Annotated in this window: 11 protein-coding genes, 1 tRNA gene and 3 pseudogenes; 2 read left to right on the top strand and 13 right to left on the bottom strand. The window is 42.7% G+C overall.

The window, feature by feature from the left end; genetic code table 11:
- A partial coding sequence (locus tag ACWIUE_RS08945) for a hypothetical protein (protein WP_454136388.1) occupies window positions 1–1,836 on the bottom strand: 1,836 nt, incomplete at its 3' end.
- Window positions 1,837–1,984: 148 nt separating this feature from the next.
- On the opposite strand from ACWIUE_RS08945, the gene ACWIUE_RS08940 reads away from it, so the two are divergent.
- Window positions 1,985–2,060 (top strand) — tRNA-Ala (locus ACWIUE_RS08940).
- Window positions 2,061–2,062: 2 nt separating this feature from the next.
- On the opposite strand, the gene ACWIUE_RS08935 is transcribed toward ACWIUE_RS08940, so the two are convergent.
- The 10 genes and pseudogenes from ACWIUE_RS08935 to ACWIUE_RS08890 form a co-directional block, all read right to left on the bottom strand.
- The gene (locus tag ACWIUE_RS08935; RefSeq protein WP_454136387.1) at window positions 2,063–2,719 is read right to left on the bottom strand and encodes a thiamine phosphate synthase; all 657 of its coding nucleotides are present in this window, start codon (window positions 2,717–2,719) and stop codon (window positions 2,063–2,065) included.
- Complete coding sequence (locus ACWIUE_RS08930) at window positions 2,716–3,696, bottom strand: TIGR01212 family radical SAM protein (RefSeq protein ID WP_454136386.1); 981 nt, start codon at window positions 3,694–3,696, stop codon at window positions 2,716–2,718. Before ACWIUE_RS08930 ends, ACWIUE_RS08935 begins: the two co-directional genes overlap by 4 nt.
- A pseudogene (locus ACWIUE_RS08925) lies at window positions 3,693–4,358 on the bottom strand (amidophosphoribosyltransferase); the annotation flags it as partial. The gene ACWIUE_RS08930 and the pseudogene ACWIUE_RS08925, both read right to left, overlap by 4 nt.
- A 642-nt stretch (window positions 4,359–5,000) precedes the next feature.
- A pseudogene (locus ACWIUE_RS08920) lies at window positions 5,001–5,663 on the bottom strand (class II glutamine amidotransferase); the annotation flags it as partial.
- A 120-nt stretch (window positions 5,664–5,783) separates the two neighbouring features.
- Window positions 5,784–6,557, bottom strand: coding sequence for a 4-hydroxy-tetrahydrodipicolinate reductase (gene dapB, locus ACWIUE_RS08915; protein WP_454136385.1), 774 nt, complete (start codon window positions 6,555–6,557; stop codon window positions 5,784–5,786).
- A gap of 46 nt (window positions 6,558–6,603) precedes the next feature.
- Complete coding sequence (locus ACWIUE_RS08910; protein ID WP_454136384.1) at window positions 6,604–6,744, bottom strand: hypothetical protein; 141 nt, start codon at window positions 6,742–6,744, stop codon at window positions 6,604–6,606.
- A gap of 3 nt (window positions 6,745–6,747) precedes the next feature.
- The gene (trxB, locus tag ACWIUE_RS08905) at window positions 6,748–7,683 is read right to left on the bottom strand and encodes a thioredoxin-disulfide reductase (protein ID WP_454136383.1); all 936 of its coding nucleotides are present in this window, start codon (window positions 7,681–7,683) and stop codon (window positions 6,748–6,750) included.
- On the bottom strand, window positions 7,680–8,108 hold the full coding sequence (locus ACWIUE_RS08900; protein ID WP_454136382.1) for a hypothetical protein: 429 nt from the start codon (window positions 8,106–8,108) through the stop codon (window positions 7,680–7,682). The genes trxB and ACWIUE_RS08900 overlap by 4 nt, the downstream gene beginning before the upstream one ends.
- Window positions 8,109–8,128: 20 nt before the next feature.
- Entirely contained in the window at window positions 8,129–8,446 is a 318-nt protein-coding gene (trxA, locus tag ACWIUE_RS08895; protein WP_454136381.1) for a thioredoxin, read from the bottom strand.
- 67 nt (window positions 8,447–8,513) lie between these two features.
- Complete coding sequence (locus ACWIUE_RS08890; protein ID WP_454136380.1) at window positions 8,514–8,840, bottom strand: YraN family protein; 327 nt, start codon at window positions 8,838–8,840, stop codon at window positions 8,514–8,516.
- Between the two features lie 193 nt (window positions 8,841–9,033).
- Here ACWIUE_RS08890 and ACWIUE_RS08885 point away from each other — a divergent pair, with 193 nt between their 5' ends.
- Window positions 9,034–9,306: a TRL domain-containing protein gene (locus ACWIUE_RS08885; RefSeq protein WP_454136379.1), complete on the top strand. Its 273-nt coding sequence runs from the start codon at window positions 9,034–9,036 to the stop codon at window positions 9,304–9,306.
- A gap of 197 nt (window positions 9,307–9,503) precedes the next feature.
- Here ACWIUE_RS08885 and ACWIUE_RS08880 read toward each other — a convergent pair whose 3' ends face one another.
- On the bottom strand, window positions 9,504–10,349 hold the full coding sequence (locus ACWIUE_RS08880) for a thiamine-phosphate kinase (RefSeq protein ID WP_454136378.1): 846 nt from the start codon (window positions 10,347–10,349) through the stop codon (window positions 9,504–9,506).
- 1,963 nt (window positions 10,350–12,312) lie between these two features.
- A pseudogene (locus tag ACWIUE_RS08875) lies at window positions 12,313–12,456 on the bottom strand (glycosyltransferase family 2 protein); the annotation flags it as partial.
- Window positions 12,457–12,976: the final 520 nt, after the last annotated feature.

Genomic DNA, 12,976 nt, shown 5'->3' with positions numbered 1-12,976 from the left:
AATACTATCTCTAATAGATATTGACTTAACTTCATTCATAAAATAATATCCATCAATCCTAGCTTTGATATACATTGCATAGATTAAATCTAATTTATAATTTAATCCTAAATTAAGATTCATAGATTTAATATTAAATGCTGAATCATCTTTATCATTTAAACTTGCATAGCTAAATACAAAGTGTGTGCCTAACGAGTTGCTATTATTTAATTTACCACTAAATGCCGTTACAAATCCATATTCTAACCCTGATAGATTATAACGCCCCGATTCAAAGAAATAATTGTGATTCACAAAGGGAGTTAGGGTGAAGTAGTAGTTTTGATTCGCATTTTGAGTTGCGCTTGGATTCACGCTTGGCTTTATCGTGCGTGTGCTTTTGGCTCTTTGTGCATTTTGTGAGTTGGCTAGTAATAGTGAATTGTTTTTGTAGAAGAATGATTCGTTTTGTTTAAGAGCAACAATAGATTTCCCCTCCCTTGCGAAAGGCAAATCTACGACTTCCCCCTCCCTTGCGGAGTTTGAATCAATTCTCTCCCCCTCCCTTGCGCTAGGGTGGCGCAGGGGGTGGGTAGATTTATTATGTGAAAATTGTGCGCTACTAATATTTTGCGCGTTAAACCCACCCCCTAAATCCCCCTCCGCAAGGGAGGGGGAGAAAATAGAAGCACCACTTGCAAGGGAGGGGGAGAAAATAGAAGCACCACTTGCAAGGGAGGGGGAGAAAATAGAAGCACCACTTGCAAGGGAGGGGGAGATGGAGAAAGCCCCTCCCCTTGCGGGAGGGGTTTGGGGTGGGGTATTTGTAAAGTCATCAAACAAATTTGCTGTTTTTCGCACTCTGCGAATCACGCGTTTTCTTGTCGTGCGATTTGTGCCTTTGTATTTATGTGGATAAATCATCGCATTGCTTATCAAAGAAAAATTATTCATCGTGCGAATGTTTGATTTATACAAAGTGCCGATTGTGCTGTAACCTGCCTCTTTTGCGCTGGCTAGATTGACTATGAAATTATTTCCGCTTTGCGTTAGCGTGTAGAGCTCGCTTCTAGTGGTAAGGCGAGAGAAATCCACGCCAAGCGCGGTTAGGCTAGTGCCACTTCTATCGGTAACAATTTTATCGATATTATATGTCGCTCCAAACTCAAAATCCGCCCCAAAATCAAGCAAAATCTTTGATTTGCCGTCTTTAAATCGGACATTTTGCGCTGTGGGCGTGTAGCTATTGTATTGTATTATCAAATGCGAATTTTTATTGTTTGTCTTGTCAGTATAGCCATTAAAGTCATTAAAGTCAGTTGCGCCTTCGTTGATTAAAATAGCATAATTTTTAATGATAAGATTCGCACTACTAGATTCAGGGACAAAATGCGCCGCATTGTTTCCAAGTGTATTCATATAGCTGCCCTGATTTGTTTTGATAATGCCTAAATTATTGATTGTGATATTTTGCGTCCCATAACTCCACACGCCACGCATAGTGCCGTAGTTTGTAATTGTGCCCATCTTACTTGTCCCGCTGAGAAATATACCGCCTGAAATAGTGCCTTTATTGATAAAATTTATTATTTTGCCATCATTGTTGTTTATAGAAAAACTTTGATTTTCGGTGCTTGTAATGTCGCTTGTGTTTATAAAAGTCGTAATTTGCGATTCGATTTTGATTTGCGTGGTGGAGAATGGGGCATTATTTGTGACTTCGCTTTGGGGCGTTTTGATTTCGCAAGAGTTGTTAGGGCATAGCGTTTTTAGCTCAATCGCATTTAGATTCGCGCATAAAAGCACAAATCCTAAAATCCCCCCCCCCGTTACATATTTTTTATAAGCACTCATTTTGAATCCCTCCCATTTTTAACCCCTTTCGCAAAAATTACGCAAATTATAACTTATAAAAGCAAAACTTGCGATTTTTATGCTAAAATACGCCGAAATTTTTTCAAAACTTCGCACATTTTGCAAAATCGCAAAAACGCACAAAATCGGGGTGTTAGCTCAGCTGGGAGAGCGCAACGCTGGCAGCGTTGAGGTCAGGGGTTCGAACCCCCTACACTCCACCAAATCAAGTCCCGCCGAGCTTATGCGCTAAAATCTCTACATTTTTACGCACATCGCCACTCCAAATGGCACTTATCATCGCTATGTAATCTGCATTTTTGACTTGCGAGATATTGTCGCTAGTTATGCCACCGATGGCGCAGATTTTAGCGGTTTTTAGGTGCGTTTTTGCGCTTTGTAAAATCTCCGTCCCCACAATCGCAGAATCTGCCTTTATCTTGCTTTGAAAAATGCTCCCAAATGCCACATAATCCGCGCCTTTCGTTTCGTAAAATAATGCGCGATTTAAATCGCCATAGCAAGAGACGCCAATTTGCCCCTTAAACTTTTGGCATAGAATCTTAAATGGCATTTTCTCATCATCACGCCCCAAATGAAGCGCACAGGGGATTTGCCGCCTTTGAATCTCAAATGCAAGTGCAATCCTATCATTTATCACAAACTCCACGCCTTTGCTTTCGCAAATCTCTGCTAATCTCACGCACATCGGGAGAATCTCATCATCGCTTGAAGTTTTATCGCGCAACTGAAAGATTTTTACGCCACTAGCGATTGCGTTTTTGAGTTGCGATTCAATCGTATGGTGGGGCGTTAAAAGCGTATCGCTGATTGCATAAATTTTCGGCGCGTTTTTATCGCCCAAATTCTGCGGATTTTTCAATATCGTATTCCATTTTCTAGTAATTTTTCGCGGATAAAATTCATCTGTATATTTTTATCAAAGCACCACTTAGGCGCGATTAAACTATCATCGTGCACACCTGCGGAGACGCGCTGGATTACGACATTTTCGGGGATTAGTTTGAGTGATTGCACTATGAGATTCGCATAAGATTCAAGTGAAATTGGCGTGTATTTTCCTGCCTTAAACATTTGCTCCAAAGGCGTCTCTTTCACAATATAAAGCGGGTGAATCTTAATGCCATCAATCCCCCAAGACAACACTTCTTTAAGCGATTGCATCATCATTTCTTCGCTCTCTTTTGGCAAACCAAAAATCAAATGAACGCAGACTTTTATCCCCAAAGCGCGTGTTTTTTGGATTAACTCTTTTGCGCCCTCAACCCCGTGAGCACGATTTATAAGGCGCAGAGTTTGGTTGAAAGTCGATTGAATCCCATATTCCACCCAAATATCCTTGCCATTTTGCGCGTGGTGCGAGAGAAATTGTAGCACTGAATCTTCTATGCAATCAACGCGTGTGCCAATTGATAGCCCAACGACATTTGGGAGATTTAAAGCCTCACTATAAAGCCTCTCCAAAGTCGCATAAGGCGCGTAAGTGTTGCTAAAAGATTGAAAATAAATGATATATTTTGTGATTTTGTATTTGTCTTTGTGATAATTTGCGTGTTTAAAAAACTGCGCTTTTAGCGTTTCAATCTGCGAATCCAAAAGCGGATTTTCCGCCAAACTAAAATTCATAAAAATAATATTTTTTGGCGAATCTTGCGTGATTTCTTTTAGCGTTTGTAAAGATGGCGAAAAACTTTCATTTTTGCAATAAATGCACCCGCCCTTTGCCTTTGTGCCGTCAATATTTGGGCAAGTAAAGCCCTGCAATGAAATGGGGATTTTCCGCACACGAGTGCCAAAACGCGCCCGAAAATACCGCCCAATGGTTAAAATCTGCTTCAAATAATGTATTCCTTATCAAAACAAGCCTTGCAATAGCCGCTCCCATCGCTAACGCCTATGCTTTTATAAAGCCCATTTAGCGATAAAAAATGCAACGAATCCGCGCCGATAAATGCGCAAACTTCATCTGCGCTTTTGTTTGCAGAGATGAGCTGTGAGCTATCTGGCGTATCCACGCCATAGTAGCAAGGCGCAATGGTTTCAGGCGAAGCGATGATTAGGTGAATCTTTTTTGCCCCTGCCTTGCGGAGAATGCTAATGATTTGTTTGCTTGTCGTCCCGCGCACAATGCTATCATCGATGATGATTATGTCCTTGCCGTTGATTAGCTTTTCGATGGGGTTTAGTTTTAGTTTGACTTTTAGTTCGCGCATTGATTGCGTAGGCTCGATGAATGTGCGCCCTATGTAGTGATTGCGGACGATGCCAAATTCAAAGGGGATTTTGCTCTCTTGCGAATAGCCGATTGCCGAAATCACGCCCGAATCTGGCACAGGTATGACAAAATCCGCGCTTATTTTATGCTCTCTTGCAAGCTCTACGCCCATATTTTTGCGAATCTCATAGACGCTTTTGCCAAAGACAAAGCTATCAGGACGCGCAAAATAGACAAATTCAAAAATGCAGTGTTTGGGAGTGGGCGGAAAAACTTGGATTGATTCGATTGTAGTGTCTTGTGGATAATTTGCAGAATCTAATGCGTTGTTTTCCGTCATTGCGAGATTTTGCGTAGCAGAATCGTGGCAATCTATATTAAAATTGTCATTCTTGCGCGAAGTCGAAGCACGAAGCGAAGAATCTCTATTTAGATTCTGCGATTCTATGTTAGATTCTGCGTTTTTTATTTGAATCGCAGAATCTGCGATATTTTTGTCATTTTTGATATTTGATTCACTTAAATCTTCTCGCAAAAAGGGCTGCACCCCCCGCCCCGCTCCCCCTACGCGCCAAAAAGCAGCCGCTTTTTCGCTTTTAGGGGGAGTGCCTCGCTTTTCCGCTTCTAGCAAAAAATCGGCGGTTGCACTACTGCAACCTTCAATCCGATTTTTTGCACCACGAAGCGGGCGAGATTCGGTGCTGTCGCACGGATTATTTTTTTTGGATTGCTTCGGCGATTCTATCGATTCGCCTCGCAATGACAAATCGGTGCATTTTGCATTTAAAACAACGGAAGGATTTTCGGTATGGCTTTCGTTGTTTTTGCTAAATTTTGGGCGTGAGACTAGACTAGCGGTCTGCGAACGCCCGAAATTTAGCAAATCGGCGGAATGCTTATCTAAAGACGAATTGCCACAAGACGAATCACTATTGCTAAATATCAGCATTTCACCGGGGTTAATGTCGCGGACAAATCTTGCGCCAATCAAATCAAACGCGCAAGTTTCACTTGCCACAATATACCCCTTTGTGCCGTCCTCATTTGTGATTTCTCCCAAACTCAAAGGGCGAAAACCATAAGGGTCGCGAATCGCAAAGAGTTTGCCCCTGCTTAAAATGACAAACGAATACGCGCCTTTTATGTGTTGCAATGATTCGATGATTCTATCGCGTAGTCGCTCTTTTTTGCTGTGTGCGATTAGGTGGATTAGATTTTCGGTATCCAAATGGCTTTGAAAAATCGCGCCTTTTGCGGTTAAATCATCACGGACTTCTTTGGCATTGACTAAGTTGCCGTTGTGTGCTAGGGCGATTTCGCCAAGTGCGTATTTTGCAAAAATGGGTTGCACATCGCATTTGCTGTCCTCCCCTGCGGTTGAGTAGCGATTATGCCCGATACTTGCACTGCCTTTGAGCGCGTCTAATCCGCCTTTAAAAATGGAGGTAACTAATCCTTCGCCTTTAATGGTGGTGATTTTGCGCCCATCTGTGGTTGAGATTCCGCTACTCTCTTGCCCTCTGTGTTGCATCGCAAAAAGCGCGTAGTAGCACAAAACAGCACTTCGATTCGCATTAAAAACGCCTACCACTGCACATTTTTCGGCGCATTTTTCGTTAGGCGATTCGCGAAATTCAAAAGATTCGTTAGATTCGCAAGATTTGCGCGAATCGTGTTCCAAAAGCGATTTAAATTTTTTCATTTCTGCCCTTTAATTCAATGCCAAAGCGTCCTTTATGTCGTATAATCCGCGCTCTTGTTTGATTAGCCATTTGCCGACATTGATTGCGCCTTTGGCAAAAGTCATTCGGCTTGTGGCGTTGTGCGTTAGCTCCAAATATTCGCCATCCATATAAAAGCCGATTGTGTGCCGTCCTACAATATCGCCACCACGGAGGCTCATCACGCCGATTTCATCGCTTTTGCGCTCACCTATTGCGCCATCTCTGCCACTCACGCGGACTTTGTCAATGTTTAATCCTCGCGCTTTTGCGACATTTTGCGCCAACGATAGAGCCGTGCCAGAAGGCGAATCCTTTTTGTGATGATGATGAATCTCAACGATTTCAATATCACTCTGGCGCAACGCCGTAGCCACGATTTGCGCGATATTATTTAGCACCACAATGCCACGCGACATATTTGAAGCGTATAAAATAGGCATTTTCTGCGAAGCGGCGCATAACAAATCCATTTGCATTGCATTTAGCCCTGTCGTGCCGATGACAATGGGCTTTGCGCAATTATCAATCGCGCAATCAAGCAGATTTTGCGTGGCTTCGGGGCTTGAAAAGTCGATAATTAAATCGCTAGATTCTAAAAAAACCTTTATATCATTTGTAACCAAAACGCCTTTTGGGATAGAGTATTGCAACTCATTTCGCACAAAAACGCACGATAATTTTGCCACATCATCATCGCTCAAAGATTCGATTAAAAGTCTGCCGATTCGCCCACTACTGCCAAAAATTCCTACTTTTATCATTAAATGCTCCAATTTTAGTTAGATTCTGCGAAAATTCTATTTTTTATCATTGCGAACGAGCGAAGCGAGTGTGGCAATTCGCAGAATTTACGAGCGAAGCGAAGTAACCATCCATTTTTGATTTTTTGGATTGCCACGATTTACTTTGCAAATCTCGCAATGACAAACACAATGAAACGATTCGCAAAATCTACTTATGTGCCTCCAAATACTCAATCGCGCTCAACGCCGCCACCGCGCCATCCCCTGCGGCAATTACGACTTGTTTTAGCGCGTCTTGGCGAATATCACCAGCGGCAAAAAGTCCCGCCACCGAAGTTTTCATATTTAAATCAACTTTGATTTTGCCACTAGCATCTAACTCGCAAAGTGGCGCACCATCGCCACTAATAATGCCCGTATTCACATCATACCCGACAAATTCAAACACACAGCTAACTTCAATCTCCCTCGCTTCATTTGTCTCCGTATTTGTGATTTTAATGCCTGTGGCGTGCTTGCCGTTGCCGATGATTTCATCAATCACAGCGGGGGTTATGATTTCGATTTTTGGATTGCTTTTTGCGTGCTCTTGCGTGCTTGGCGCGGCGCGAAACTCATTTCTTCGGTGAATCAAATGCACCTTTTCGCATATTCTTGCCAAATACACCGCCTCTTCTAGCGCGGTATCGCCCCCGCCAAGCACGGCTACGGGCTTATTTTTATGAAAAAATCCATCGCAAGTCGCACAAGTGCTAACGCCCCTGCCCCAATATTCGCCTTCGCCCTTTATCCCTGAACGGCGTGGATTGCCACCCGTGCATAAAATCACCGCTTTTGCTTCTTGCGTTGTGCCATCTGCCAACGCGATTTCAAAAATCTCGCCTTTTTTGGAGACTTTGCTAACTTCATTCATCTCGTGGCGCAAACCAAAGCGAAAGCATTGCGTAAGCCACGGCTCCATAAACTCAATCCCGCTTACGATATCCTTTACGCCCGGATAGTTTTCAATCTCACTAGAATTTGTGATTTGTCCGCCGGGCATTCCGCGCTCAAAAAGCACTACATCCTTCAAACCGCCACGAGTCGCATATAATCCCGCACTCAACCCCGCAGGTCCGCCCCCGATAATCGCTAAATTTATCATTTCATAATCCTTTGTATTTTGCTATCTTGCGCGTATTTTGACGCACTATTTTCACTACTTTTCTTAATCCTAAACGCCACAGGCACTTCATCAATGCCAAAAATCCTACTAAATTTCAAAAGTGTATTCATCCCGCTACTGATTGGAGTAATGCCATCTGCGCTATTTTGCGAAGTATTTTGATGATAATCGATTGCCAAAATCGCTAAATTTTCGCCTAGATTCTGCGTTTTGGGTGCTAAATTTGTAAATTTATCGACTTTTGAGTTATACAAAAGCACGATATATTCATCATCGCTAGGGTGAAAAATGCCCTGCTTCTCGTAAAAAACTAACTTGCTAAAATCAACTACCTTAAACTTCGTAAAAGTGTATTGAAAATAAAAAAACGCCGCCGCCGCAAAGAGCGTGGCGACAAATGGCATCAGTGGCGAAAATCGCACTTTTACAAAATCGAGTTTAGTTTATCTTTTATCGCTTGCTCGCTTGTGGCACCAGTGATTTGATGCACAATCTCGCCATCTTTGATAAAAAACATCGTAGGTATGCTAACCACGCCAAACTTCGCCACCAAGTCCTTTTCATCATCGGCATTGACTTTGCAGATATTTGCGCGTCCTTCAAACTCATCGACTAGCTTTTCGATAATCGGATTTAGCATTCGACACGGACCGCACCAAGGCGCCCAAAAATCCACCAGCGACACACCGCTCTTTGTCACGCTATCGAAATTCGCGTTGTTTAACTCAATATACTTACCCATTTTTTCTCCTTAAATTTAAAAAATAAAGCAAAATTCTAACATAAAGCAAAATTTTTACACTTAAATTTCACACACTTATATTTTCAAAAAATTCAATTTCGCCATTTTTAATGCTAATCACATCTACGCAAAATGCCACATCTAGCGCGTGATTCGCCAAATAAATGTGGATTGAATCAATGATTCGATTCAACTTTTTTGGCGTTACATTTTGTAAAGGATTGAAGTTTTTGCCGGATTTTACTTCGATGAAATGATAGACTGAATCCTTTGTAGCGACAATGTCAATCTCCCCGTAGCGCGTGAAATAATTACACGCAACAATCTCAAATCCGCTATTTTGCAAGAATTCTTTTGCGCTAGATTCTGCGAATGCCCCTTTTTTGCGACTCATTTGTGAAACCTTAAAAAAATTTTTGGTGCAATTATAAAGAATTTGATATAAAATCTCATATTTTTTTGCAATCTTGTAAAATCTACACAAGCAATAAATTTTTTTGCATTTTTAATTGATTTTTAAGCTAGGGGGGGGGCAAAATGCGATTTGCTTTTTTTGCAAAAAAGCAAATTTTATGAAAGGAGAAAATATGAAAAAGTTAGGTTTAATTGCTATCTTTGCGGTTTTATTTAGTGCGTGCTCGACAATTTCTGTCGTAGATACCACAAATATCCCTGTAAATGCGAACGAAGCAAAAATCGGCACTTCTGAATGCGTGTATATTTGCGGTTTTGAAACGCAAAAATGCTCCATCGATGACGCCGCAAAAGCCGCTGGTATCACTACGATTCAAGCAGTCGAAATAAAAGATTTCAAAACTTTCTTTTACGATACAAAAACAATCATCGTGCGCGGTAAATAATCTCGCAAATGCGCTAGATTCGCAGAATCTGCCTTTTTCCCCCTCCCTTGCGGAGGGGGCTAGGGGGTGGGTAAAAAAATCCGTCATTGCGAGATTTGACGAAGTCAAATCGTGGCAATCTATATCTATTTTAGATTCTGCGATTTTACTTTATTTCGCAGAATCTAGCGCACGATTCACGCCAAAATCACACGCATTTATTTATGCCACGAAATGCAGTGGAATCGTGCTTTTCCACGCACCAAATTTGCAACTTTCACAAGATTCACGCGATTTTTTTGCGCGATTAGTCGCAGTTTTCGCTCATCACTCTTGCGAATCGAAAATAAAAATTCATATTCCTCGCCACTTACGGCATTTGCGCGATTCACACGCTGACAAAATTTAAATCCCACGCGATTTAGCGCAGAAATGCGATTTAGCTCATTAAAAAGCCCATCGGAAATATCCATTCCCCCGCGCACAAAGCCCAAAATGTCGCTGATAAATTTCGCGTGAAGCTGTGGTGCATAAAACTTCGAGCCACGCGCGATTTTCCCGCCTCTATACAAATATCGCATATCTTTTATAGCGCGTCCAAGCGGATTTCCACGCGTTTGCGTATGAAAAAGCAAATCACCCACCCTAAATCCACTCCGCAAAATAGGCTTTTTTCGCACTTCGCCAATCATCGTAATTGCGATATTTAGCTCACTGCTTGTAATCGTATCGCCCCCGATGATTTTTATGTCAAACGACCTACACACCGCGCTAAAACCTTTATTTAGCTCATCAATGTCCGCGCCACTCATAGATTCACCAAGCGAAATGCCTAAAAGCGTGTATTTTGGCTTTGCGCCCATCGCCAAAATGTCGCTGATATTCACAAGCAACGCCTTTTGCGCGATTTGGTAATAGCTAAAATGCGGGATTTTGAAATGCACTCCCTCGCAAAACAAATCCATCGCATAGACTTTTTTGCCCACCACCGCGCCATCATCGCCGATAAAGCGCGTGATTTTTTGCGCTTGCAAATTTGCGATAAATTTTGCTTCCCTATCCACGCATAATCCCAAATGCCTTTTTTAGGCGATTTTTAATGCGGAGTGCCACAAGATTTGGCGCAAAATATGTCAAAAATATCGTGTAACGCGCCCTTTTTTGCGGGATTTTGGCGATTAGATTTAGCAAAATCAAAGATTTTTTATGCGCTCGTAAAATCGCCTCTATGCGCGATTTCAGGGCAAAAGGGTCGCTTTTAAAGCGCAAAATATCGCAACTTCTAGCAAAAAGCGTAGGCAAAAATGTGTCTTTAAGCGCATCTGCAAAACTCATACTGCCCCCCCCCAGCGCGATTTTTTGCGAAGTGGTAGATTCTGCGAAATGTATAAATTTGATTAAAATTTTTGCAAAACTACTCGCGCTAAAATACGCCCAAGATTCTGCGCCAAAATGCCCTTGCAAATGCCCCGCAAAAGGCGGCAAGGACTTATTTTGCGAGATACTACTCTCTCTAATGCGATAATTATAAAGTTTCTCTGGCAATGCCACAATCGCCCCACTTTGCGAGAAAATCTGCACTCCAAAAAGTTCATCTTCATAAATCACGCCTTCCAAAAATCGCAGATTTAACTTTTGCAAAAATTGAAAGCAAATCATCCCCTGCCAGCTAAACCAAAACTGCCCCAACCCCGCACACCGCGCTTTTTCCAACCACTCTTGCGCTGTAAATGTGCTTGTGCGCGAAAATGCAAAGCAATCAAGCGGGTCTATTTTATCCCCGCCAAAAGGTTTAAATCCAAACCAAATGATATCAGGGGATTTTGTGAAATTTACATTGTCATTTTGAGCCGTAGGCGACAAATCTCTTTTATTTGAGATATTTTGAGATATTTCGCTTTGCTCGATACGATAATTTGGCGTGGATTGCTTTTGTAAATGTCTCCCCTCCCTTGTGGAGAGTTTTGCCTTTTGTCCCCCCTCCCTTGCGGAGGGGGTTAGGGGGTGGGTATTTTGCGAATTAGATTCTGCAAATTTTGTGTAAATCGCAGAATCTACGCATTTTTCTAATAAATCCGCCTCCCAAAAATCATCTGAATCTAAAAATATAATGTAGTCAATTTTAGGCGGGGTTAGATTCGTGTGATTTGGGTGGGTGTAGAGAGTTATCTTATCGTCATTCTGAGCGAAGTGCGACACACGAAGCGAAGAATCCAAAACATTTGAATTTACCACAAAGTCGTCATTGCGAGACTTTGACTTGTCAAAGTCGAAGCAATCCAAATTTGGATTCTGCGATTTTGGGGTAAATTCTGCGATTATTTTGTCATTGCAAGATTCTGCGATAGCAGAATCGTGGCAATCCATTTTTAGATTCTGCGATTTTATGCGAGATTCTGCGTTTTTATTCGCAGAATCTCGCGCAGAATCTGCGAGATTTTCGCCGTTTTGCCACTTTGATTCACTTGAATCTTCTCGCAAAAGGGCTGCACCCCCCGCCCCGCTCCCCCTACGCGCCAAAAGCTGCCGCTTTTCGCTTTTAGGGGGAGTGCCTCGCTTATCCGCTTCTAGCAAAAAATCGGCACTCGCACTACTGCTCGTTTGCTCCCGATTTTTTGCACCACGAAGCGGGCGAGTTTTGGGTGCTTCGCACGGATTATTTTTTTTGGATTGCTTCGTTGTGGCTTCGCCACTGCCTCGCAATGACGATTCGTTAAAATTGCCACCAAAATAATCAATCCCGGCATTTCTTGCGCTACTTAATCCTCCATTTGGCTTATCAATCAGCACGAATCGCTCATCTTTTGCGACATATTCTAGTGCGATTTTTAGGGATTCGCTTATTTGCGCGTTGTCTTTTGGCGATAAATCGGGGAGACTGAATAAAGAAACTTCGGCTTCGCCTTGTTTTGTTGTTCGCTTCGTTGATGAACCATTAGTTCTATCGCCTCGCTCACAACTGCGCAACCCCGATTTTTCATCCAAAATACTTCCGCGCAAGTCGCTTTTAGTGTTAGATTCCGCAAAATCCGTGCTACCATCATTTACAAGCACTGCGTGAAAATTACCATAAGTTTGTGCGAGGACCGAATCCAAGCACTCACGCAAATACGGCGCGACATTATAGATGGGGATTACGACTCCGACTTTGGGAGTTTTTACCCGCCCCATAGTCTCATCCGCAAGGGAGGAATTATTTTTGTCGTTTTGAGCCGTAGGCGAAAAATCTCTTTTTAGATTCTGCGATTCTGCGAGATTTTCGCCGTTTTTTGGATTAGATTCGCTTGTTTTTTTCGCAAAAAGGGCTGCACCCCCCGCCCCGCTCCCCCTACGCGCCAAAAAGCTCCGCTTTTTCGCTTTTAGGGGGAGAGCCTCGCATTCTCCGCTTCTAGCAAAAAATCGGCGGGTGGCACTACTGCACCCTTGCTCCCGATTTTTTGCACCACGAAGCGGGCGAGATTCGGGTGCTTCGCACGATTGATTTTTATCATTTTTGCTATCGCAAAAAACTTTGGATGGTTGCTTCACTGCGTTCGCAAATCCTATGGATTGCTTCGGCAAATCTGTCGATTCGCCTCGCAATGACGAAGTAGGGACAAATTCTCCCACACGAGTCACAGAATCTACATTATGGATTGCCACGCTCGCTTCGCTCGCTCGCAATGACGACGCAGGGGTAGAATCTGCCGTA

The sequence above is a fragment of the Helicobacter sp. 23-1045 genome, assembly GCF_053654655.1.
This window is presented reverse-complemented; position numbering and strand designations above follow the sequence as displayed.

Excerpts from the sequence above, each read along its gene's own strand:
- dapB (WP_454136385.1), bottom strand. The coding sequence starts at position 6,557 with ATGATAAAAGTAGGAATTTTTGGCAGTAGTGGGCGAATCGGCAGACTT.
- trxB (WP_454136383.1), bottom strand. The coding sequence starts at position 7,683 with ATGATAAATTTAGCGATTATCGGGGGCGGACCTGCGGGGTTGAGTGCG.
- ACWIUE_RS08900 (WP_454136382.1), bottom strand. The coding sequence starts at position 8,108 with ATGCCATTTGTCGCCACGCTCTTTGCGGCGGCGGCGTTTTTTTATTTT.
- trxA (WP_454136381.1), bottom strand. The coding sequence starts at position 8,446 with ATGGGTAAGTATATTGAGTTAAACAACGCGAATTTCGATAGCGTGACA.
- ACWIUE_RS08890 (WP_454136380.1), bottom strand. The coding sequence starts at position 8,840 with ATGAGTCGCAAAAAAGGGGCATTCGCAGAATCTAGCGCAAAAGAATTC.
- ACWIUE_RS08885 (WP_454136379.1), top strand. The coding sequence starts at position 9,034 with ATGAAAAAGTTAGGTTTAATTGCTATCTTTGCGGTTTTATTTAGTGCG.